Consider the following 24466-nt stretch of genomic DNA (forward strand, 5'->3'; position numbering starts at 1 on the left):
ATAACGTGTTTTTCATGATTTGCCAACAAAAAAGCGAATAAACGTTCTGTTATTTTGTACGCCATGTTCAGCTGGAAAATGACAAAATAAGTGATAAAAATACGATTTGGGCAGCTGTACGGAGTCTGAAAATTATTTTTTCAATTTTTTAAATAACATTTCATAGCCCTTTTTTACTGTTCTCGCACGGATCTGACTCCGGCTGCCGAATAAATGCAATTCTTTCACCTGAACCGGCTGATCACCTATTTTTATGCCTATAAAAACGGTCCCGACCGGTTTCCCTTCTGAAGGGTTCGGGCCGGCATTCCCGGTAAAACTGATCCCGATATCTGTTTTCATGATCTGTTGAATTTGTTTAGCCATCTCTCCGGCACATTCAGCACTGACGGTTCCAAACTCGTCAATAATCTTGTCTGAAACGAGCAGCACTTCTTTTTTTATTTCGGTACCATAAGAAACAACGGATCCGGCCACAACCGATGAGGCACCAGGCAAAGAAACAAGGGATTCGATAAATCTGCCGCCTGTTAAACTTTCGGCAGAGGCGATCGTCAGTCCCTGACTTTTCAAAAGCTGAAATACCGTTTCTTCAATGGTGTCATCATCGGTTCCATACAAATACGCCCCTACTCTTTCCATAACCTTCTTTTCCACTCTGGATATAAGGGTGTCACATTCTTTTTTTGAATGGGCTTTCGCCGTAAGACGCAGTGTGACCTCCCCCTCATTGGCCAGAGGTGCAATAGTAGGGTTTGTCTGATTCTTGATAAGATCGGTCAGTTCGTTTTCCAGCGTTGCTTCCCCTATGCCAATAAACCGTAGGATTCTGGAAACAATATAATCCTTTACATGATAATGCTTTTGTAGAAACGGGATGACATGGTCGGTCATTAAATGCTTCATTTCCCCCGGAACCCCGGGAAGAAAAATCCAGGCTGCCTGCTCAGACTCCACAAACATCCCTGGAGCCATGCCTTCTTGATTTGGAAAGACTACAGCATCCTTGAATACCAGAGCCTGTTTTCGGTTGTTTTCAGTCATGGGAATGTGATTGTTCTTAAAAAAATCCCGGATGTGTCTCAAACTTGGCTCGTGTTCATATAATTCGCTGGGAATAACTGCTGAAGCTGCCTCTTTTGTCAGGTCATCATCGGTAGGTCCAAGGCCACCTGTTACAACAATCAGGTTCGACCGTTCTTTAGCCAGATTCATCACATGCTTAAGCCGTTTCAGGTTATCCCCTACCGTGTGATGATAATAAACATCAATGCCCAGGTCCGCAAGTTTCCTGGATATCCAGCGGGCATTGGTGTTCAATATTTGCCCGAGCAATAATTCCGTTCCGACAGCTATGATCTCTGCCCGCAGATGTCTCATGATTTTGCATCCCTCATCACATGCCAGTTTTTCACGAAGTAATCCAGACCAGAGATTATAGTAAATAAGGCTGAAACATAAAGCATAAAGGTATCAAAAGGGATTCCTGTATACGAAAAAGGAAAATTGTGTAATAATAATGCGGATATGGCGATGATTTGTGTCCATGTTTTTATTTTTCCCAGTTGACTGGCTGCGAGCACGGTTCCCTCTCCAGCTGCAACTAGACGAAGCCCCGTTACGGCAAATTCCCTGCTGATGATCAGGATGACTACCCAGGCTGGCGCCATGTTCAGCTCCACAAGCAAAATGAACCCTGCTGATACGAGCAATTTATCCGCCAGGGGATCTAAAAATTTCCCCAGATTTGTCACGAGGTTGTATTTTCTTGCATAGTAACCATCGATCCAGTCCGTTGTAGAAGCGATGATGAAAAGAATGGCGGCTGCAAGATGATGGAGGGGCAGGTTTTCCTCACCGATGGATAGAGTTCCCCATTCAAAATCAAAAGCTAGCAGGACGATAAACACTGGTATTAATAAAATCCGACTAATGGTAATCCGATTAGGTATATTCATATTGATTCCTCCATTTTTTACATGTCAATACATATAAAATGGCAGATCTAAAGACAGATCAGCCATTGATTCATCCATTATTCAGCTGTTTCATTGACCACAATGGTAATAATCTGATGTTCATGACCTGCCTGTTCAGGATCAACCGGATATTCAAAAGGTACATCATTAACCGTAAACGATAAAGCGGGTGCATAACCGATATTTAGCCTGATTTCCTTTTCCCCTGTTAAATCAAAATCGAGCGGAGAATCATCTGATTTTATATTTTGGCTGATAAAAGATTTCCCCTGATCATTTTCAATCCCGAGCCAGCATTCACCCGTGATGTTAAAATTCAATTTTAATTCATTTGTATTTTTCACTTCATAAGTAGCGGTCGGTATATTGGCAGATTCATTTTTTTCTATCAGGGCCAGTTCGGGCTGAGGGGTTTCCGGAGAATCCTCCTGTTCATCCTCTTCCTGTTCTGTTTCTCCGTCATCTTCCGAATTCGGCTGTTCTTCTTGATCCCCTTCTTCATCAGGGACATCTTGTTCAGGATCATCCTGACGATTGATCTCGACCTGGTTTGAATCATCCTCAGTCTGACCGGTCGTATCAGGCTCGGTTTTGGATTGATAAAAAAACCACACGGTAACCACAATCGCAATAATTAAAAGGATGACCATCAACCTTGGCAGGAAAGACAATAGCGCTGTTGGTCTGCCTGAAGTCTGGCTGGTTCGGCGGTGTTTATTCACCCGTGATAATTGAGCCTGTTCTTCTTCTTCCATGGTGGATGGCAACTCACTCTTATATTCTTCAAGCAGCTGGTCTGGATTCAATCCTACAGCGAGGGCATATTCGCGAACAAATGCCCTGACATAAAAATTTCCAGGTATCGCCCTGTAATTGCCTTTTTCAATCGCTTCCAGATAACGGCGCTGGATTTTAGTCATATCCTGGATGTCTTGTAATGTTAAATTTTTTTCTTCCCTTGCTTCTTTCAATCTTTTTCCAAGTTCCATCCATTAACACCATCCATTTTTAAAAATCAAACATTGAAAAACCATCATCCTGTGAAAATGTGGTTCTGTCAACATCTTCATACGTAATTTCTTCATCATTATCATTGCGTAATTCTATGAAATAGTCAAAATCATCGAGGGAATATTCCGTATGTCTGACAAATATATCCGGGTGTTCCACCACTTTAGTTGCTGGCAGCCTCATAATTTCCCTGACCAGTTGCCAGTGTTTTTCACTCGCTCTTCTGGTGGATACGATTCCATCGATAATAAAAATATTCTCAGAGCTGTATTCATCTTCAATCAGCTGATTCCGAATGGTCTGTTTCAGCAATGTGCTTGAAACAAACAGCCATTTTTTATTGGCGCAAACACTTGCGGCGACTACAGATTCGGTTTTTCCCACACGGGGCATTCCCCTGATCCCGATGAGCCGGTGCCCGTTTTTCATAAATAACTCGGCCATAAAGTCCACTAACAATCCCAATTCATCTCGAACAAACCGGAACGTTTTTTTATCATCTACATCACTATGTATATAGCGTCCGTGGCGGACAGCCAGTTTATCCCGTAATTTAGGACGTCTGAATTTCGTCAGTTTTATGGTATCCATTGTTTCCAGTATCGATTTTAAGCGGGCAATCTGTTCATCCTTTTCATATAATAACAGTAACCCCCGTCTGGAATCTTCCACACCGTTAATCGTGACGATGTTGATGGAGAGCATGCCGAGCAGTGACGAAATATCTCCTAACAACCCGGGGCGGTTATACTGGATTTCATATTCCAGATACCAGTCTTTTTTCTCTTTCATGATGTAGCTCCTTTAAGAAAGAGTTTTGTAAAAATTACTTATAAATGTATACTACTTCTATAATAAATGATTTTTTGACATTAGAAAAGGAATATTTCACATATTTCAACAGACCGGGCGTTGCAAAGGGGGAAATCAGTCATAACGTATAAAAACAAGAGGGAAAACTCCCTCTTGTTTTTAAGTTAATGAGTGTTTTCATTCTCGACCAATTTGATCATCATATTGGCAATGGCATGCCGCTCATCATTATTGGCTACTTCCCACAAATCTCTCAGTACCGCTTCCTCAGGATTCTCTGCATCAACCTGTTTCGCCAGATAATCTCCGATTTCAAATGCTAAATCGGATAACTCTTCCCGTGATAACCCCTGGTTTTCTGCCTGATTCAACCGGTCTCCCAGAAAGTCTTTCCAGGTTTCAAAATTGTCAAGTACTGACATGTCTGCTTTCCCTCCTTTAGTTCTGTTCATCGTTAGTTTGGAACGACTTAAAGAGGTTTATACAACTTTTTTAATACCATGCTCCATTGATACCAATGACCTGACCATTAATATAACTTGCCTGGTTACTTAAAAGAAAACTGACAAGATTCGCTACTTCTTCGGGTTTGCCTGGTTTGCCGGCAGGTATTTCATTGATTAATATTTCCCTTTCTTCACTGGAAAGGTGATCATTCATGGCTGTATCTATATATCCCGGGCTGACAGCATTTACCTGAATGCCACTTCTGGCTGTTTCCCTGGCCAGAGCCTTCACAAAACTGTTCTGAGCACCTTTAACAGAGGAGTAAATGACTTCAAAACTTGCACCTACATCCCCCCAGATTGAAGAGACAAGAATGATTTTACCCGATTGGTTTTTGACCATGTCTTTGATGACATGTTGAGAGATGAGCCAGGGTGCTTTCACATGAAGGGTTAACATTTCATCCATCTCCCGTTTTTCTATTTCCTGAAAGAGTCCATAAAGCGGTCTTCCACTTGAGTGTACAAAGGCATCAATCGAGAAGTGAAGCTGCTTTAGGAAAGATTCGATTCCTTTCTCCGTTGACAGATCCGCCTGTATGGTAGCGAGAACCGAATGTTCCGGCAATTTCCCAATTAGATCATGTAATCCATCCATATTTTTATTTCCATGCAATATTAGCTGATAGCCGTTGTTCGCAAGAGATTTTGCGATTGCTCCTCCAATTGCTCCGGTTGCTCCTGTTACCAGACATGTTTTTACTTTCATTGACTATTCTCACTCCTGCTTTTTGGGCAAAATATAGCATGCGTTTATACGATCCTCACTGATCCAGGATTCCACATAGCTTCTGAACGTGTCCAGGTTCAGGTTTTGCAGTTCAGGCAGTACGTCAAAATAATTCAAATCATTATGGTGGTAATAAATATATTGATTGGCCGTTGATTCAAGTGAATTCAAGGATCTCAGCACACTGCCAATTTGTTTTTTCTTCATCCGGCTGAATTCTTCGTCAGAAATCCCCCTGTCAGTCAGTTTCAATAGCATTTTCGTTACTGTTTGATGCAGTTTTTCCGGATCCGATGTGCTTCCCCCGATCACCGAAAAACCGAAACCATCTTCCATATGCATTTCATAGTCAAAGTCATCCTCAATTAATCCCTCTTCATATAAGTTTTCATAAAACTCTCCGCTTTTTGAGAAAAAATAGTCAAAAATCATTGCGTTTACAAAGCGGGCCGTCATTAAATGATTCTTTGTAAGGCGCGAAGGAGCTTCTTTTAAACCTACCATGCACTTCGGCCGGGATACAGGCATATGAATCTGATTGACGTCCCTCAATGCTTCATCTGGCTCAACCGGAAAATAACGCCTGATTCCTTCAAAAGGTGAGAAGGTTTTTTGGCGCTGGTTGTGTTCAATGATCTTGAACATTTCCTCCGGGTTAAAGGGACCTGTGACAAACAAAATCATATTTGCCGGATGATAGAAGGTATGATAACAGGTATATAAATCGTCCTTCGTGATATTTTGGATCGAATCTACCGTTCCGGCAATATCAATCCGTACCGGATGTTTCGAAAATAATGACTGGATTGTTCCGAAAAACAGGCGCCAGCCTGGTTCGTCATCATACATGTTGATCTCCTGTGCAATAATCCCTTTTTCCTTTTCCACCGTCTCCTCTGAAAAATAGGGTTCCTGCACGAAATCAAGTAACGTCTCCACGTTCTCTTTGACGTTCTGTGTGCTTGAAAACAAATAAGCTGTCCTTGAAAAGGATGTAAAGGCATTGGCAGAAGCCCCCTGTCTGGTAAAATCCATAAATACATCCCTGTCTTTTTTTTCAAATAATTTATGTTCTAAAAAATGGGCAATCCCGTCCGGCACCGTAACAAAATCCTTTTGTCCAATCGGCGTAAAGGTTTGATCGATGGAACCATATCTGGTTGCAAAAATCGCATAGGTTTTTTCCATTTCCGGCCTGGGATGAAGCACCACTTTCAGCCCATTGTCTAATACTTGATCATACAACGTCTCCTGAAGTTGCTCGAGGACATATTCATTCATTTTGATCCTCCTCACTGTGATTAGTCAGAAAATAGATCGTGTCCAGCTGAATCTTATCTGCAATGTCCACGACATCTTTTCGCGTTACCGTTTGTATTTGGCTGAGAAGATCATCCGGCTGTTGTTGGATGTGAGCTAAGACTTGATGGTATAACAGTTCCACAATCCCATATGGATGGTCCATAGCTTCTTTGAATTGATGAAGAACCAGTTTCTTGGTTTCTTCCACATCGATATCCCTAAATTGACCGTCTTTCATTTCCTCAAGCTGCTTGAGGATAATAACTTTCGCTTTTTCATATTGTTCTGGGGCAATACCGCTGAAAACTAAAAGCAACCCCTTATGACTTTCAAAGCGGGATGAAGCGTAGTAGGCAAGCTGATGCTTTTCTCGGACATTGACAAACAGTTTTGAATGGGGGAACCCACCAAAAAGGCCGTTAAAAATCTGCAGAGCGAAATAATCGGGATCTTTGTATGTCGTAAACGTGCGAAAGCCCATATGCAGCTTTCCCTGCTGTACATCCTGGTGCTCGATCACTTCCTTGACCGATTCGTTTCTGATCATCCGGGCGCTGGCAGGCTGATGATCGCTAGTTCTTCTAAATTGAAAATATTTTTGGACCAGTTTTTCGATTTGTTCAGGATCCACATCTCCAAGGACATATATATCCATCCGATCCCGTTCAATCATTTCCCTGTATTGTTCATATACACTGGATCCATTGATTGATTCAAGATCTTCCAGATAGCCATGAACGTGTACGTGATACGGTTCTTCCCTGCACATTTCATCAATCAATCGCATGTTGGCGTAGCTCATTTTCTGATCTACGACGGATTTGATTTTTTGTTCCAGAGTTCGTTTTTCTTTCTGAACCAGCTTAGAGTCAAATGACCCTTCGCTTGCTTTGGGTTGCAGCAGGATTTCATGGAATAAGGCAAAAACTTGATCGAGCATCCGTTCATCCTGATGTAAAAATCGTTCATTGATCACTTCCATGCGAAAGGTTGTAATATGATTTTCTCCTTTTTTGGCATTGTCAATGGACAACTGAGCATCGTACAATTCATCAAGCCGAATTCTTAGGGACCGCTCAGTGGGATTGTTTCGTGTCCCTTTTTGGAGCAAAAAAGGAAGCAAGGCTTTTTTTGTGGCGGTTTCCCTTGATAAAGATGACAGAAACTTGATGGTTATGATCGTCGTTTTAAATTTTTTTGTGGGGATGATATGCAGGTCATATTCCGGATAACTGATTTTCTCTTCAATGATTCCGCTCATACATGATCCTCCTTTAACCGTAACTAAACTTAGCATATCATGAACTGTATCATTTATCCTAAAATATTTATGCTTTTTATCTATCAATGATGCTTTTATAGAACCATCATTCGGTAAACGCGAATGATCCATGTATCCGTTTAAAACCACATGGACTGTCTGCCAGACCTTTTAACATCATGCTTCATTATTCATGGATATTCAATGGGTGTAGGTATTTTCCCTCTAAAGCAGTTGTTCATAGCTCTATCGTCTTTCCTTTCATTGAACGTTTCAGTCAAGCATGCATGTCTCCTATACTGTCATAAAAAAAGACCAGAACGTAATGATCTGGTCTTTTGATTTCATGGTCATTTTTAATTGTTATCTGGATCCTTTAATGTAAGGGGATCCCAGTGCTTTCGGTGCATCCGCACGTCCGATAAAGCCGGCCAGTGCCAGAATGGTCAGCACATAAGGCGCAATTAACAGATACACCTGAGGAACATCCTGCAAGAACGGAATGGTGGCACTGATTACACTCAGACTCTGGGCAAAACCGAAAAACAGTGCTGCCCCCATGGCTCCAAGCGGGTGCCATTTACCAAAAATCATTGCAGCAAGTGCCATAAATCCCTGGCCGCTGATCGTAGAATGGGAGAAATCCATTGCAATGGTCAGTGCATATATCGAACCGCCAAGCCCTCCCATAAAACCGGATAACATAACGGCGATATATCTCATCTTCACAACATTGATTCCAAGTGTATCAGCAGCCATCGGATGTTCCCCAACTGAACGGAGCCGCAGTCCAAATGGTGTTTTAAAAATGATCAGATAAATGACAATGGCAAGAACAATGGCTAACCAGGTAGTATAGTAGGTGTTTGAAAAGAAAATTGGACCAATAACAGGAATGCTACTTAAAACCGGGATATCTGCCGTATAGAAAGGAGCATCTACCATATCGGTCTGACCTTTTCCATACCATTGTTTAACTAAAAATAATCCAATCCCTAGAGCCAGGAAGTTTATGGCTACCCCACTGACCACCTGATCGGCCCGGAATGTAATGCTGGCAACTGCATGCAAGAGGGCGAACAGCGCAGAAACAAAAGCTGCAACAAGAATAGAAACCCACGGTGTCCAGATATCCCCAAATACATCGACAAAAGCTAAATTAAAAACAACACCGACAAACGCCCCCATAATCATTAAACCTTCCAGTCCAATGTTAATGACACCTGAACGTTCACTCAGTACACCGCCTAAAGCTGTAAATATAAGCGGTGCTGCAAAAAACAATGCAGGAGGTATCATGGTTTGCAACATTTCTAGTAAGTTCATTTGTTTTCCCTCCTTTTCATACGAGAAAGGAACCAGCGGATGATATAGCCGGATGCTACGAAGAAAATGATGAGTGCTACGATAATATCGACTAATTCCGTCGGTACTCCTGCCACAGGCATATTTAACGCCCCGACCTTTAAAGAACCAAATAGACCTGCTGCCAGCACTACACCAAGAGCAGTGTTTCCTCCCAGTAATGCAACAGCAATACCGTCAAAACCAATGTTTGTAAAACCGGACTGTACTGACATGTATCCAAAGGTACCCAGGCCTTCCATGGCACCTGCCAGCCCGCCAAATGCACCTGAAATAACCATTGCTAAAATAATATTTTTCTCAACATTCATCCCTGCATATTTTGAGGCATGCTGGTTAAAACCTACTGCGCGAAGCTCAAATCCTTTTGTGGTCTTTTCCAGATAAAACCACATGAAAACCGCAGCGATCAGGGCAAGAATAATCCCCATGTGCATGGTAGAATACTGGGTAAACTCCATCAGCCACTGGGATTTCAGGGAAGCAGAAGATGAAATTGATTCTGTACGGTCCCCTTTGTCCGTGATCACATTTCGAACAAGATGATTCGCAATATATAAAGCCGTATAATTTAACATAATGGTTACGATAACTTCGTGTACCCGAAGTTTAGCCTTTAGCAGGCCGGGAATAAATCCCCAGATCGCTCCTGCAATGGCTGCTGCCGCAATCGCCAGCGGCAAATGAACGATCATAGGCAAATCAAAGGCTACACCAACCCAGACGGCAGCCAGCCATCCGACGATAACCTGCCCCTCAACTCCAATGTTAAAAAGGCCAGTTCGGAACGCAAAAGCTACTGCCAGGCCAGAAAAAATATAAGGAGTAATCTGACGTACAGTTTCACCAATAAAATATATATCTCCAAAGGCTCCATTCCACAGGGCTTTAAAACCTTCGACTGCATTGTATCCAAACCCAACCATAATAATGGCACCGGCAATCAGTCCAAGCAATAGGGAGATGATCGGAACCAATAGATTGATGAATTTATTGGATGACATTAACTTTCACCTACTTTCTGTTTCTTGCTGCCTGCCATCAGTAGACCCAATTCTTCTTCGGTGGTGTCCTCTGGTTTGACGATGGCTACGATTTGGCCTTCGTACATAACAGCGATACGGTCACTGACATTCATAATTTCATCCAGTTCAAAGGATAAAAGCAATACAGCCCTTCCTTTATCCCTTTCTTCAATTAGCTTAGTGTGAATAAATTCAATGGCGCCAACATCCAATCCCCTTGTAGGTTGAGCAGCAATCAACAAATCCGGGGACCTGTCCACTTCCCGGCCAATAATGGCCTTTTGCTGGTTCCCCCCTGATAAGGAGCGAGCTCTGGTAAACTCACTCGGCGTGCGAACGTCATATTCCTTGATCAGAGATTTGGCCTTATCATAGATGTTTTTAAAATTCAAAACTCCTCTTTTCGAAAACGGCTGTTTATAGTATGTCTGCAAAACCATGTTTTCTCCAATAGGATAATCCAGTACCAGACCAAATTTTTGTCTATCCTGAGGAATATGGCCTACACCGGCCTCTGTCACTTTTCTTGGCGGCAAATCGGTAATATCTTTTCCATTCAATAAAATTGTCCCAGACTCAACCGGTCTTAACCCGGCTATCGCTTCGATCAATTCTGTCTGCCCATTTCCGTCAACTCCTGCAATGCCGACGATCTCCCCTGCTTTCACGTCAAGGTTGAGCCCCCGTACCATATCAACTTTCCTCGCATCTTTAACAACTAAGTCCTTAATAGACAAAATCGTATCCTGAGGTTTCGCCGGCTCCTTCTCAGTTTTAAAGCTAACTTCTCTTCCGACCATTAAAGAAGCAAGTTCATTTGGGTTTGTCTCCGCAATATTTAACGTCTTTATACCTCTCCCTCTTCGTATCACTGTACAACGGTCAGCTACTTCCATAATTTCTTTTAATTTATGGGTAATCAGAATAATAGATTTGCCTTCCCGAACAAGGTTGTGCATGATTTCAATCAATTCCTGTATTTCCTGTGGGGTAAGGACCGCTGTGGGCTCATCAAATATTAAAATATCTGCTCCGCGATACAACGTTTTTAAAATTTCCACCCGCTGCTGCATTCCGACGGAAATATCAGATATTTTTGCGGCAGGATCCACTTTCAGCCCATATTGTTCAGAAATTTTTCTGACATCTTCTTCGGCCTTTTTCATGTCAATGGATAACCTGTATTTTTTAGGTTCACTGCCAAGAATAATGTTTTCCGTCACTGTTAGGGTGTCCACAAGCATAAAATGCTGGTGAACCATACCGATGCCTAAGTCATTAGCCACATTCGGATCAGTAATTTTTACTTTTTTACCCCGAACCCGAATCTCTCCTTTTTCCGGCTGATACAAACCAAACAGGACGTTCATCAGCGTAGATTTTCCCGCGCCATTTTCACCGAGAAGGGCGTGAATCTCTCCTTCTTTGACCTGTAATGTAATATTATCGTTTGCCACAATCCCGGGAAATTCTTTTCGTATATTCAGCATTTCGATGACATATTCCAATGATTTTCACTCCTTATAAGCTTGAAAAAATCATCAAATGAAAAGGGCCGGAAGGGATCATGCTTTTCATTTGGTGATTTTTTCCGAATATTGTCAATAAACTAAAACGCCCGATTACCCGGTCGCTCAGGCGGGCCTGCCGGGAGACTGTTTGAGCTGAAGAGAATGGGACAGCCGCCGGAGCCGGACAACAACGAAAGGTTGAGTCGCCCAGCTAGCCCCGAATACTGCTGGAAGGCCTGTGATGGAGGCAGCTCTGCGCCTCAGCAGGACCAAAGCAGCTTAAGGACCGGTCGCCAGCCCCGGGCTGTAGTCCCTAATATGACACTTTCTTCACCCAATAAAAAGGCTAGAACAAGTCTAGCCTTTTTATTGTTCTTACAGTGAATTCAAATATTCTTCCAGTTCATCATGATTTTTTGGAACCTCAATATCGCCGTTGACAATTTGTTCTTCCCACTTACTGATTTCATGAAGAATGTCTTCTGTAAGGGCTTCTTCATTTGTTGTTGCAACACTAATACCGTTATCTTCAAGACCATATTCCAGAATTTCTCCGCCCGGGAAGTCACCTTCCAGTGCTCTTGTGGACAGGTCTTTTACAGCAACATCTACACGCTTAACCATTGATGTCAGGGTAACGTTGTATTCCTGGCCATCTACCGTAACTGCACCTTCTTCATACTGGTCACGGTCAACACCAATCACCCAGATATCCTCATCAGGATTGTTCTTTTTGCGATCTTTAGCTTCTGTAAAGGCTCCGTTTCCTGTAGCACCAGAGGCATGATAAATTACATCTACACCCTGGTTGTACATGCTTGATGCAATCACTTTACCTTTGTCGGCCATATTAAATCCGCCGGCATATTGAACCACTACTTCAGCATCAGGATTTACCGATTTCACACCGGCACGGAAACCTACTTCAAATTTGTTGATCAAATCACTGTCGGTTCCGCCAATGAAACCAACTTTATTTGTTTTTGTCTTCATGGCAGCAGCAACACCTACAAGGAATGAACCCTGATGTTCTTTAAAGGTAATGCTCGCCACATTCGGCTGTTCTGCAACTGAGTCAACAATGGCAAAATTTGTATCCGGGTTTTGCTGAGCCACTTCATCAACAGCAGGCTGCAGCAAGTATCCAATTCCGTAAATTAAATCGTACCCCTGACGAACGAGGCGATTTAAATTGGTTTTATAGTCCTGATCCGTTTCAGACTGTGCGTAAGTATAGTCTTTCATTTCTTCAAGGCCATTTTCTTTACCAAAGTCTGATAGTCCTTCCCATGCCGACTGGTTGAATGACTTGTCATCCACTCCACCCACATCGGTTACCATTGCGACGGTAAAATCAACTGCTTCGTTTTGATCAGTATCGTCAGTTCCTTCTGTATCCTGGCCTTCATCGTCGCCAGTGCCACAGGCTGCCAGAACCATTGCCGCTGAAAACAGCATGGCGAGCAGCATCAGTAAACGTTTTTTCATGACCATTACCCCCTAAATATTTTTTTCATCGAACATGAAAATCAAGCTGCGTCAAAACAGTTTGGACAAGAATCTGTTTCTTGACTGACCACCCCCTTAAAAGTTGTAAACCCTTACACTCGTCTCCTTAAAACATGGAAGCTGAACTGATCTGCACGAAAATAATTACTGGAGTATAGAACGGGCCGATCTTCATCATCATAATGCATCTGCTTCAACAACAATAATGCCTGATCGGGTTCACAATTTAAGATTGATGAAACTTTTTCATGAAAACCAATGGGCTCAATATGGGTTACAGCGTACTGAATATGAATATGCGTATATTCTTCGATTAATCGGAATAAGGAGTCTGTCTCCCTGACTTTATCCAGAGGGATGTATTCTTCTGGCATCTTGTCTATACAGTAGACGACAGGTTGCCCATCTGCAGTGCGGACCCTTTCGATTTTCGCCACATGTGAGAGATCGTCCCGGTGAAACTTTTCTTTATCTTCTTTGGTGGCGAAAACTTTTTCAGCTGACAAATATTGTGTCCCCGGTTCCATACCGGCTGCTACAATCATATTTGTTACACTTTTCAGCTGTTCTATTCCACTGGAAAACACAGGTTTTGGATTGACAAACGTTCCGACCCCGTGTCTTCTCGTCACGACATTTTCCTCTTCTAACAGTCTTAGGGCTTCCCGAAGTGTTGCCCGGGACACTCCCAGCATCTTTGACAGTTCAAATTCAGAAGGGAGCTTTTCCCTTTCTTTATAAATCCCTTTTTCAATATCTTCTTTAATACGGTCAATGACCTGCAAATATAAATGGCGAGTGTCGGAACGAATCATTTGTAAACGTCACCTCGAAAACCAAACATAATCTTAATCATTAGTCATCTGACATCTGACAATCAAAACATTCGACAATAATATAACACTTTTTAAAGGATAAATAAATAGTAATCCGTATTTAGACATAAAAATATTAAAAACAGCTGTCTTTTTTAGAGACAGCTGTTCAGTTGACTACGACGATTTTTCTTCTTCATGATTGGAAATAAGAACTTTGCGGGGTTTGCTTCCTTCATACGGTCCAACAATACCTCGTTCTTCCATGGCATCAATTAATCTGGCTGCCCGCGTATAGCCAATTCGAAATCGACGCTGAAGCATAGATACACTGGCACTTTGCATTTCTGCCACAAGCTGGACAGCATCCTCAAACAAGTCATCTTCCACATCGCTGGTTACTTCTGATTCCTCTTCCGGGATCATTTCCTCCTGGTACTGCGCTTTTTGCTGTTCGATGCAGAAATCAACCACCTTCTCTACTTCTTCATCTGATACAAAAGCTCCCTGTACCCGGGTTGGTTTTGATGCACCAACAGGAAGGAAAAGCATATCCCCGCGTCCCAATAATTTTTCGGCGCCATTCATATCGAGAATCGTGCGGGAATCCGTGGATGAAGATACACTGAAAGCAATTCGGGACGGGATATTGGCCTTGATCACACCGGTAATGACATCAACCGATGGCCTCTGGGTGGCAATGATTAAATGAATGCCGGCCGCGCGTGCCATCTGGGCCAGACGGGTGATGGCATCTTCTACATCACTGGAAGCAACCATCATGAGATCCGCAAGCTCATCAATGAGTACGACAATATAAGGTAGCTGGGGCTGAGACTCATCCTCATGCTGATTCACCCTGCGAATATATTCATTATAACCTTCAATATTTCTCGTTCCGGTTTCCGAAAACAGGTCATATCTCCGTTCCATTTCAGCGACTACCTTTTTTAGAGCCCTGGCTGCCTTTTTAGGATCGGTCACGACCGGGGACAACAGATGAGGAATCCCATTGTATACATTCAGCTCAACCTTTTTCGGGTCAATCATCATCATTTTCACTTCATGGGGTTTGGCCCGCATCAGTATGCTAGTAATAATTCCATTGATGCAAACACTTTTTCCGCTTCCGGTCGCACCGGCAACCAGCAAATGGGGCATCTTGTTTAATTCCCCAAAGACGGCTTCTCCGGAGATATCCCGCCCCAGGGCAAACATCAACCTGGAAGATGATCGGGAATTTCCAGATTCCAGCACTTCCCTGAGAGACACCATGGCGACTTCCTGATTGGGAACTTCAATGCCAATGGCGGATTTTCCCGGTATTGGTGCTTCAATTCGTATGTCTTTTGCAGCGAGGGCAAGGGCAAGATCATCATGTAAGCTTACAATTTTACTCACCTTCACCCCTACATCCGGATGTACTTCATATTTTGTAACCGAAGGCCCTACATGGACTTTGGCAACTCTTGCTTTTACACCAAAACTTTCAAAGGTGCGTTCCAGTTTTCTGACCGTTTGCTGAATTTTTGAGCGTTCCTGCTGCTGTGCGTTATGAACCGGTTCTGCCAGCAAATCAAGGGAAGGAAGCTGGTAATCCTCATTTTCCACTTCCGTCAGGGGCAGTCCCTGTTCTTCACCGCTTTCCTCCGCTTCTTCTCTCTTATGGTCCGAATCAGTCTTCGGATTGTTATTTTTCTCGGCTTCTTCTTCATCTCCAATATCTATTGTCCGGTGAAAGACATGTTCAGTAAAATCCTGGATGATCGGTTCGTCCTCCCATTCATCTTGAACAGCCTGTCTCTGTTCCGGCGATGGTTCCTGCTTTTCATGTTCTTCTACCCCTTTTTGCTTCTGCTGTTCCCGCTTCATTTCCCGTTTATCCCTCATTTTCTGTTTGACATTTTCAACAGTCTGGAGACCGTCTGTTTTGATTTTCAGGAACAACTTCTGCAAATATTTTCCCAGTGAAATCTGGGTTACAAACAGGAACCCTACCAGAACACCAAAAACAGCGATAATGTTTGAACCAGTCGGGGAAAACAAGTAATAGCTGAAGGCAAACAGGGAAGCACCTGACATTCCGCCGCCCAGATAACCTGCATCAACATTTCCCCTGACGTATTCAGAAAAATGATTCCAGGTGGATTTCAAAATGGAAGGTTCCATTTGCTCCGTCAGCAGCGATGAGTATACCTGGACGTGCGTAAACAGGATGACTGATGCAAAGATAATGTAGAATCCGATAAATTTAACATGGAAAAATGGCGGCCAGGTTCGTTTGATCATGACATAAATCCCCAGGCCAAATAAAAAGAGACTCGGGACAATATACCATATACCAAACATCAGACGAAACAACAATTCCAGCCAGCGAGGCACAAACCCTCCCGCAATTTCACTGGCACCACTTGATAATATTGCAAGAAAAATAAATAACAGTCCGAATAATTCAAATTTCACATCCTGTTTCAACGATTGCTTTTTCCTTTTTCGTTTTCTTTTTTTTGCCATATTTCGTCACCTCAAAACAAGACAAGCAGCCCTAAAGGCTGCTTTCATTCCAGTATTATTATAACATAGAATAGAAAATAAAGGGAATAGGTAAAAAGAAAGGCGGAAGCGACCTGTATAGCCCCGAAGGCTGCTGGAGGGCCAGCGAGGAGGCTGTCGCCGCCACAGCAGGACCGAAGCAGCTCGAGGGGCTGGGCGCTGCAGCTGGACAAAAAAGAAAGGCGGAAGCGACCTGTATAGCCCCGAAGGCTGCTGGAGGGAAAACGACAGCCTGCGGTCAGACGAATCTTTTGGAAGATCCTTCATTTTCATTTAAATATATTCGCCGACCGGGCATATAAGAGGTGTTTAAGTAATCCTGCGGGTTTGTGGAGATAAATTGGACAATTTCATAGGAACCGTCATCTTGTCTTTGCACTTTTACCATTTTACCTTCGATCGCCACCCATTTCCATTGATCATATTCCGTTTCATCTACCGGAAAAATATCGTGTTCAGACAGGGGTGTATAGAGAATCATTGGATCACCTGCTTTTCCCGTTCATCTTTTTGTTTTTCAATCATTTCGTTTAATTTTTTCATCGCCTGGTATACCCCGCCGATTTCATTAATCAGTCCGTACTTTACCGCGTCTTCCCCTACCACATTAGTTCCGATATCCCTGGTCAGGTTGCCCGTTGCAAACATTAATTCTTTAAACTTTTCCGGTTTTATTATTGAATGTCTCGTCACAAAACTGATGACCCTCTCCTGCATTTTATCCAGATATTCAAACGTTTGAGGCACACCGATGACAAGACCTGTTAAACGAATAGGATGAATGGTCATCGTTGCGGTTTCTGCGATGAATGAGTAATCCGTAGCAACTGCAATCGGCACGCCAATCGAATGTCCTCCTCCCAGCACGATGGAAACGGTCGGCTTCGATAACGAAGAGATCATTTCAGCAATGGCTAATCCGGCCTCAACGTCTCCCCCAACCGTATTTAAGAGAACGATGAGTCCCTCTACTTTAGGATTTTGTTCGACGGCAATGATCTGCGGAATTAAATGTTCATATTTTGTTGTTTTGTTTTTCGGAGGGAGTTGAATATGTCCTTCAATCTGACCGATCACCGGTAATACATGAATATTTGAGTCGGGAGACTGGGCCACGTTGGTCTGGCCGAGTTCCTGAATTTTTTGCACGATGGAACTTTGCTGTTGCTGCTGATGATCTTTATTTGGCTGTGTTTCGTTTTGTTGGTAGTCTGTCATGGAATTCGCCCCTTTCCAATCATTAGGCATAGTATGTGCAGGGGCCGTTTTGCACATGCACATCCATCTAAAAAAGAAAAGGGGAAGACATGAAAAGTTGAATAGTCATCCTTCAAGAAGAATTGCAGAGGAATGAAAAATGTATTGAATTCATCAAAATGGTATGAAGACAAGATGATTGATAAAAATGTTTTTGCAGACCCAAACCCAATAAAGAGAAAAACTCCGGCAAGCTTTTGCTTGCCGGAGCCATATACCTGCTATACCCGTTCAAGCAGGGATTTGATCTGATTTTTTTGTTCATCCTTTAATGGAAGGAGCGGAAGGCGTACTCCTCCGGTCTCAATTCCTTTCAGATTTAAGGCAGCTTTAACCGGGGATGGAGATGGGGCCATAAACATGCCTTTCATAACCGGCAATAATTTGCGATGAAGCTTTGCTGCTTCCTGAATTTTGCCGCTTTCAAAAAGCTTTAGCATTTCCTGCATTTCATTTCCGATCACATGGGAGGCTACAGATACAATCCCTGTGCCACCAATGGCCATCACAGGAAGGGTCAGTCCGTCATCCCCGCTGTATAAATCAAAATCTTCCGGAGTAGATTCAATGATTTCCGCCATAGCATCGAGATCTCCGCTTGCTTCTTTCACGGCAACGATGTTTGGTACTTCGGACAGTTTCACAATCGTTTCCACATCCATGTTTACGGCAGAACGACCGGGAATGTTATACAGCATGACCGGCAGTTTCGTTGACTCAGCAACCGTTTTAAAGTGAGCATAAAGCCCCCGTTGATCAGGCTTATTATAATAGGGGGAAACAAGCATGATGCCGTCAACACCGGTTTCTTCTGCCATTTTTGTTATACTGATGGACCCATTTGTATGGTTGCTTCCGGTACCAGCAATAACTGGAACACGGCCATTGACAACATCCACCACTTTTGAAAACAGCTGTTTCTTCTCATCATAGGATAATGTAGGTGATTCACCCGTGGTACCTGCAACGACAAGACCATCGGATCCGTTTTCCAGCAGATGTTCCACAAGCTTTTCGGTTCTGTTTAAATCAAGTTCATTTTCATCATTAAAGGGGGTAACCATTGCGGTTAGCACTTTACCAAAATTCACGAAACCTTCTCCTTTCTTCCGTTAATCTCCCTGATCAAGCTGAAAAATTTCATGAAGGGCATTAACAGCCTCTGGCACGTCATCCTCGTTAATTAAAACCCAGATGGTCGTATGACTGTCTGCTGATTGTAAGATTTCAATTCCCTTTGAAGTCAGAGATTGAACGATTTTGGCTGTTACGCCGGGAACACCTGTCATTCCAGCTCCAACCGTAGAAATTTTGGCACAATTTTTTCTAACCTCCACGTTGCAGCCGAGAGATGTCAAAATACTGCTGACTTCCAATACAGCAGTCTCTGGTACGGTAAACGTGACGGTATCTGGAGATATATTAATAAAATCAACCGAAATGCTGGCATCTGCCATTGCTTTAAAAATAGCCGTCGGCCAGTTTTCCATTTGATCCTCTGGTTTTACTTTGATCTGGGCAATTCCCGTTAAATGGGCAATCCCTGTTACTAGTCGGTCCGTGATATCTTTTCCATTTTCCGATTCTCTGGATGCGGTGACCAGGGTTCCTTCCTCATCTTCTAAATACGTCGAACGCACGCGAATCGGAACTTTGGCCTGCATGGCTATTTCTACTGCCCTCGGATGGATCACCTTTGCTCCCTGATAGGCCAGATTGCAGATTTCATTATAGGTTACCACAGAAAGGGGCCTGGCTTTTTCCACAATCCGGGGATCGGCTGTCATAATCCCGTTTACGTCTGTAAAAATATCGACATATTCCGCCTTCAAAGCTGCCCCCAGTGCGGCAGCTGTTGTATCCGAACCGCCGCGGCCAATCGTTGTGACTTCTCCATCTTCCGTTTGTCCCTGGAACCCGGCGACCACCACAACATCGTGCTCTTTCAAAGCTTCATGTATGTTCTCCGTCCTGACTTTTTCAATGCGGGCACGGGTAAATTCACGGTTTGTCATAAACCCTGCTTTCGCACCTGAAAAAGCAATCGAAGAAACTCCCTGTTCATTTAGTTCATTGGAAAAAACGACAGAAGAAATCGTTTCCCCGCAGGATAACAGCATATCTAACTCCCCTGGAGAAACATGACTATTCGGGTAATCAATTAATTGCAAAAGAGTATCCGTTGCATACGGATCCCCTTTCCGTCCCATTGCTGATACCACAGCAACGACTTTGTATCCCCGGGAAAGGGCTTTTTTTACGTGATTGATGGCTTTCTTGCGAGTTTCTTTATAGCGGACGGATGTTCCGCCAAATTTCTGCACTAATATTTTCATGTTGACACCTCAAACGACTGATCTGGTTAACCAGTTGTTTTTCACGAGTCTTTCAGCAATCTGTACAGAGTTCCATGCAGCCCCTTTCAGCAAGTTATCCGAAACTACCCAAAAATGGAACCCTTTCTTTTCATCTAAATCCTGCCTGATGCGTCCTACAAAGACATCCCGTTTTCCTTCTGCACTCAACGGAGTCGGATAAGTCTGGGTATCCGGGTCATCTTCTAATACAATGCCTTCTGCTGCAGCCAGCAGATTTTTCAGCTTTTCGACTGTAGCTGTATCGTCTTCTACTTCGATGTATACACTTTCAGCATGGGATGTGAAAAATGGCAGCCTCACACAAGTTGCAGCCACTTTCAGGTCAGGCATATGCATAATTTTTTTCGTCTCATTAATCATCTTCATTTCCTCGAAGGTATACCCATTCTCCTGAAATACATCGATCTGAGGAAGAGCATTAAACGCAATTGGATAATGTTTTTGATCACTTTTAACCGGCAAAATTTCCGGATTCAGTTCTTTCCCATCAAGAAACGCTCTCGTTTGCTGTTTTAATTCTTCCACGGCCTGTGTGCCTGCGCCGGAAACAGCCTGGTAAGTAGATACAATGACCCTTTTCAGTCCAAACGTTTTTCGGATCGGTTCCAGGGCTGCTACCATCTGAATGGTGGAACAGTTGGGATTGGCAATCATGCCATTGTGATCCGCCAGATCCTCTTCATTCACTTCAGGCACGACCAGGGGTACATCCGGGTCCATGCGGAAGGCACTCGTATTATCAATCACAACTGCACCGCGCTTAACCGCTTCCCGGGCCAGCTGTCTGGAAACAGCACCCCCCGCAGAAAATAATGCGATATCTACACCTTCAAACGCCTCTGGTTTCGCTTCCTGAATCGTTACTTCTTCCCCTTTATAGCTGACTGTTTTTCCAGCTGACCGTTTTGAAGCAAGGGGAATGAGCGTATGAGCAGGAAAATTTCGTTGTTCCAGTGTCTGAATCATTTTTTGTCCTACTGCTCCTGTTGCTCCTACAACTGCTACAACATAACCGTTTTGACCACCCATATATGAAGCTCCCTTCTAGACCTTAAGATTGCTGGTTTCACTATCATTTCTATTTGTCTATTTTAGCATATTCTTCGTGTAAAAAAATCATATTTGATCAAAAATAGACTTACGTCCTCTGAATAATAACGGGCTGTATCTGTTTTCCATCAAGAGCGTATTTGACCGTATCAACTAGCAGATTCATATCTGCCACCATGGAAGTCGGCTTCTTTTCCGGATGATCCTGACCATACGGGATAAAATATATATGTTTGGCAGCCATTAACCGCATTAAATTGACACCATTTAACCCTAAGGCGTCATTCGTAGAAATGCCAAGAACGACCGGATTGCGGTTTCTCAGCGTGGCCTTCGCCGCCATCAATACCGGTGAATCGGTCAGGGCATTGGCGAATTTGCTCAAAGAATTGCCCGTTAATGGGGCGATGACCATGCAGTCCAGCGGGTCCCTGGGACCCAGAGGTTCCGCGTCCGGAATTGTCGAAATCAATGGTTTGCCGGTAATGTTTTCGATGGTTTTTAAATGTTCGGCAGCCTCTCCAAATTTGGTATCCGTTTTTTGAACGGTATAGGATACAATAGGAATAACTTCCGCCCCTTCAGCCACCAGTTTCTCCATCTGGGGAAACACTTCTTCATACGTACAGTGGGAACCGGTAACCCCAAAACCGATTCGCTTTCCTTCTAATTCCATTTTATGAACTCCCTTCTCCTCTTTTTTCAAGTAATAGTTGAGAAATAACCGAAGCGAGAATTTTACCAGCTGTATCCGGAGCCACAATTCCTGGAAGACCCGGGGCAAGTATGGCATTGATCCCCCGCTTTTTGGCATACCTGAAATCCGTGCCCCCGGGTTTGGATGCCAGATCAATAATCAGAGCTGTCTGGGGTAAATTTTGCAGAACTTTTACGTTAATTACTGGAGCTGGAACTGTATTAATTAAAATGTCACAATCCTTGACTTTATCACTCAAGCTATCTGTATGAATCGGTTCAATACCCATTTCAAAAATTCGTGCCAGATCTTCCTGTTTTCTAGCCGAAGCTCTCACATTTGCCCCAAGGGCATGAAAAGACCGGGCTAAACTTTTTCCTGTCCTGCCAAAACCGACGATGATGACATTGGAATTATGGATGGTGAAATCGGTATTTTGAATCGCCATCATAATCGTTCCTTCAACGGTAGGAATGGAATTATAAATGGCCACATCGTTTCGGTCAAAAAGGGGAATTAATGGCAGTTGAAGTTCATTGCATAAGCTCGTTAAATAATCTTTCGATATACCAGTGAAAATCTTACAGCTGGATTTCACCTGTTTCAGCCATTCCTTTGTCAGTCTTGGCGATTCATCGGCAAAATGGGTTTCCATGTATCCTTCCTCATCCGTTCCCGGTACAGGAAGGATAATCGCATCTAATTCTTCTGCAGGAACCTCTTCCAGCTTCACTTTTTGAGCCCCTGGAAACTCCCCTTCCAGGTGTTCGAGACTAACTAAATATAAAGTTGCATCCCATTCACACAACTTTTTGATTAATTCTACCTGTCTGGCATCTCCTCCGATAACGGCTACTTTTAAACCCGTTAACATTTAATCACCTCTTTCTCCTTAGGCCATTACCTTCTCTTTATTTTATGAGCATCGTCATCATGTGTGATAGTATACCAGGCATCCTTCATACACCTTTTGCAATAAAAAGCTTTTAGCCGCCTGTTTAGCCCCAGCCGCAGGAATACCGAAGCAAATCAGTGGGACTGGTGGCCGGGCCTGAACAAATAAACATCCCCACCTGGAGGATTTTGCAACAGACGTAAACGTGTTTATTCCTTTACATCAAAAAAGCCTCTGCCACAAAATGCAGCAGAGACTAATAAAACCAAAAACATTGGTTCATATCTTATTTTTAGCAGGATTGACAATGATCATATCATCACCAATGGTTTCGATATCGTTCCAGTTAATTCTTTCCGTCTGTTCCCCTTTTTTGACTCCAAACCATTTATAATCGGGAATAATGATCGACTTGATTTTCCCTGTTCTGGGATCGATTTCTAAATCAGTCTGTCCGAGAACGCCCAGCCGTTCTCCCTCAGAAATATCAATGAGTTCTTTGCCGCTTAAGTCCCGAAAGCGCATGTCGTATCCCTCCTCATCACACCTTATGCAGGAAGGTCAGTATTTATCCATGCTGAAAGCCATTAATTATCTGGAGAGATTAAGGCACTTGAATAAGGGATGGTGAACACCTTGTCGATTAATTGTTCGACCGCTTTATGATCCACCCGATCAATTAATGCAATGATTTCATCAAGGGTGCGGTGACGGTTTAGCAATAACTCATTTTTGCCATTCCGGGTCATTCGACTATTTGTACTTTCTAAGCCGAGCATTAAATTTCCCTTTAATTGTTCTTTGCTGTTTCTCAGTTCCTTATCGGTCAACCCATTTTTTCTGATGCTTTCAATCGTATCCTCGATGGTTTCCATCAAAAGTGGGAGCTGGTCTTTTCCGGTACCGCCATAAATGGTTAACAGTCCATGGTCCTGAAATGAACTGTGGTAAGAAAATACTGAATAGGCAAGTCCCCGGTTTTCCCGCACTTCCTGAAATAATCTTGAGCTCATGCTTCCGCCAAGCACATTATTTAGGACAACCAGACTATATATATCATCATGACCTACAGGAAGTCCGCTATATCCCAGGCACAGGTGCGCCTGTTCGGTATCTTTCGTTCGATTAATATGCTGGCTGAGAAAATCCGGTTGAACAGCAGAACGCTGTCTGGCCCTTCTTTCAAACTTCCCAAAATAGGTTTCCACTTCTTTAAAAAATGTTTCATCCACATTGCCCGCAATCGAAATCACAACACTTTCCGGTGTGTAATTATTTTGAACATACTCCCTCAAATCATCTGGAGTAAAGGACTCGAGAGTATCTTCTGAACCTAAAACGGGATATCCGAGCGGATGATCACCATAACTTGCCTGTGATAATAAATCATGTACAATATCATCCGGCGTGTCTTCGTACATCCGTATTTCTTCTATGACCACTTTCTTTTCCCGTTCCATCTCTTCCCTGTCAAATGTGGAATGGAAAAACATATCTGCAAGCAATTCAAGGGCATAGGATGCATGACTATCCAGCACTTTTGCGTAATAGCAAGTATATTCTTTTGATGTGAAAGCATTTACCTGGCCTCCGACTGCATCGAAAGCCTCAGCAATATCCCGGGCTGACCTATTTTCGGTTCCTTTAAAAAACATATGTTCGATAAAATGGGAAATTCCATTATTTGCTTTTGTTTCATTTCTAGATCCCGCTAATACCCAGATTCCAATGGAGACTGACCGTACTGTTGGAATGTGTTCCAGGACGATACGCAGTCCATTCTGGCAAGTATATTTCTTGATCAAAGTA

At 43.1% G+C, this 24466-nt stretch carries 23 protein-coding genes; all 23 read right to left on the reverse strand.

The genetic code is table 11. From position 1 onward, the window contains the following. Nucleotides 1-132: 132 nt before the first annotated feature. The 23 genes from EDD68_RS00240 to EDD68_RS00350 all read right to left on the reverse strand — a co-directional run bounded on the left by EDD68_RS00240 (nucleotide 133) and on the right by EDD68_RS00350 (nucleotide 24462). Nucleotides 133-1380 (reverse strand): competence/damage-inducible protein A, encoded by a 1248-nt coding sequence (locus EDD68_RS00240; protein ID WP_279388223.1) that lies wholly within the window; start codon nucleotides 1378-1380, stop codon nucleotides 133-135. Beyond that, entirely contained in the window at nucleotides 1377-1958 is a 582-nt protein-coding gene (gene pgsA / locus EDD68_RS00245; RefSeq protein WP_132369967.1) for a CDP-diacylglycerol--glycerol-3-phosphate 3-phosphatidyltransferase, read from the reverse strand. The genes EDD68_RS00240 and pgsA overlap by 4 nt, the downstream gene beginning before the upstream one ends. Before the next feature lie 77 nt (nucleotides 1959-2035). Beyond that, nucleotides 2036-2950 carry a RodZ domain-containing protein gene (locus EDD68_RS00250; RefSeq protein ID WP_165902009.1) on the reverse strand — a complete coding sequence of 305 codons (915 nt, stop codon included), beginning with the start codon at nucleotides 2948-2950 and terminating at the stop codon, nucleotides 2036-2038. A 37-nt stretch (nucleotides 2951-2987) separates the two neighbouring features. Beyond that, nucleotides 2988-3782, reverse strand: a complete 795-nt coding sequence (locus EDD68_RS00255) for a YmfK family protein (protein WP_132369969.1) — start codon at nucleotides 3780-3782, stop codon at nucleotides 2988-2990. 185 nt (nucleotides 3783-3967) lie between these two features. After that, nucleotides 3968-4225, reverse strand: coding sequence for a DUF3243 domain-containing protein (locus EDD68_RS00260; protein ID WP_132369970.1), 258 nt, complete (start codon nucleotides 4223-4225; stop codon nucleotides 3968-3970). A gap of 70 nt (nucleotides 4226-4295) precedes the next feature. Beyond that, nucleotides 4296-5018 (reverse strand): elongation factor P 5-aminopentanone reductase, encoded by a 723-nt coding sequence (ymfI, locus tag EDD68_RS00265; RefSeq protein WP_132369971.1) that lies wholly within the window; start codon nucleotides 5016-5018, stop codon nucleotides 4296-4298. Between the two features lie 9 nt (nucleotides 5019-5027). After that, a complete protein-coding gene (yfmH, locus tag EDD68_RS00270; protein ID WP_132369972.1) occupies nucleotides 5028-6320 on the reverse strand; it encodes an EF-P 5-aminopentanol modification-associated protein YfmH in 1293 nt (430 codons plus the stop codon). After that, the gene (yfmF, locus tag EDD68_RS00275; protein ID WP_132369973.1) at nucleotides 6313-7602 is read right to left on the reverse strand and encodes an EF-P 5-aminopentanol modification-associated protein YfmF; all 1290 of its coding nucleotides are present in this window, start codon (nucleotides 7600-7602) and stop codon (nucleotides 6313-6315) included. Before yfmF ends, yfmH begins: the two co-directional genes overlap by 8 nt. Nucleotides 7603-7965: 363 nt before the next feature. Continuing rightward, complete coding sequence (locus EDD68_RS00280; RefSeq protein WP_132369974.1) at nucleotides 7966-8928, reverse strand: ABC transporter permease; 963 nt, start codon at nucleotides 8926-8928, stop codon at nucleotides 7966-7968. Next, entirely contained in the window at nucleotides 8925-9971 is a 1047-nt protein-coding gene (locus EDD68_RS00285) for an ABC transporter permease (protein WP_132369976.1), read from the reverse strand. Before EDD68_RS00285 ends, EDD68_RS00280 begins: the two co-directional genes overlap by 4 nt. Further along, entirely contained in the window at nucleotides 9971-11500 is a 1530-nt protein-coding gene (locus tag EDD68_RS00290) for an ABC transporter ATP-binding protein (protein WP_132369978.1), read from the reverse strand. Before EDD68_RS00290 ends, EDD68_RS00285 begins: the two co-directional genes overlap by 1 nt. 378 nt (nucleotides 11501-11878) lie before the next feature. After that, complete coding sequence (locus EDD68_RS00295) at nucleotides 11879-12991, reverse strand: BMP family lipoprotein (protein WP_132369980.1); 1113 nt, start codon at nucleotides 12989-12991, stop codon at nucleotides 11879-11881. 113 nt (nucleotides 12992-13104) lie between these two features. Beyond that, complete coding sequence (locus EDD68_RS00300; RefSeq protein ID WP_132369982.1) at nucleotides 13105-13827, reverse strand: GntR family transcriptional regulator; 723 nt, start codon at nucleotides 13825-13827, stop codon at nucleotides 13105-13107. Between the two features lie 177 nt (nucleotides 13828-14004). Beyond that, a complete protein-coding gene (locus EDD68_RS00305; protein ID WP_132369984.1) occupies nucleotides 14005-16341 on the reverse strand; it encodes an FtsK/SpoIIIE family DNA translocase in 2337 nt (778 codons plus the stop codon). Nucleotides 16342-16618: 277 nt separating this feature from the next. After that, entirely contained in the window at nucleotides 16619-16861 is a 243-nt protein-coding gene (locus EDD68_RS00310) for a YlzJ-like family protein (RefSeq protein WP_132369986.1), read from the reverse strand. After that, nucleotides 16858-17598, reverse strand: coding sequence for a ClpP family protease (locus EDD68_RS00315; RefSeq protein WP_132369988.1), 741 nt, complete (start codon nucleotides 17596-17598; stop codon nucleotides 16858-16860). Before EDD68_RS00315 ends, EDD68_RS00310 begins: the two co-directional genes overlap by 4 nt. Nucleotides 17599-17858: 260 nt before the next feature. After that, entirely contained in the window at nucleotides 17859-18728 is an 870-nt protein-coding gene (gene dapA, locus EDD68_RS00320) for a 4-hydroxy-tetrahydrodipicolinate synthase (RefSeq protein ID WP_132369990.1), read from the reverse strand. Nucleotides 18729-18749: 21 nt separating this feature from the next. Next, a complete protein-coding gene (gene dapG, locus EDD68_RS00325) occupies nucleotides 18750-19973 on the reverse strand; it encodes an aspartate kinase (RefSeq protein WP_132369992.1) in 1224 nt (407 codons plus the stop codon). 9 nt (nucleotides 19974-19982) lie between these two features. Next, entirely contained in the window at nucleotides 19983-21044 is a 1062-nt protein-coding gene (gene asd, locus EDD68_RS00330) for an aspartate-semialdehyde dehydrogenase (RefSeq protein WP_132369994.1), read from the reverse strand. Between the two features lie 109 nt (nucleotides 21045-21153). Beyond that, entirely contained in the window at nucleotides 21154-21741 is a 588-nt protein-coding gene (locus tag EDD68_RS00335; protein WP_132369996.1) for a dipicolinate synthase subunit B, read from the reverse strand. A 1-nt stretch (nucleotide 21742) separates the two neighbouring features. Continuing rightward, the gene (gene dpaA / locus EDD68_RS00340) at nucleotides 21743-22636 is read right to left on the reverse strand and encodes a dipicolinic acid synthetase subunit A (protein WP_132369998.1); all 894 of its coding nucleotides are present in this window, start codon (nucleotides 22634-22636) and stop codon (nucleotides 21743-21745) included. 300 nt (nucleotides 22637-22936) lie between these two features. Continuing rightward, nucleotides 22937-23182, reverse strand: coding sequence for a YlmC/YmxH family sporulation protein (locus EDD68_RS00345; protein ID WP_132370000.1), 246 nt, complete (start codon nucleotides 23180-23182; stop codon nucleotides 22937-22939). Between the two features lie 62 nt (nucleotides 23183-23244). Further along, the gene (locus EDD68_RS00350; protein WP_132370002.1) at nucleotides 23245-24462 is read right to left on the reverse strand and encodes a M16 family metallopeptidase; all 1218 of its coding nucleotides are present in this window, start codon (nucleotides 24460-24462) and stop codon (nucleotides 23245-23247) included. Between the last annotated feature and the right edge of the window lie 4 nt (nucleotides 24463-24466).

Origin of the sequence: Melghiribacillus thermohalophilus (genome assembly GCF_004342905.1) — a bacterium.
GTDB lineage: Bacteria > Bacillota > Bacilli > Bacillales > Alkalibacillaceae > Melghiribacillus > Melghiribacillus thermohalophilus.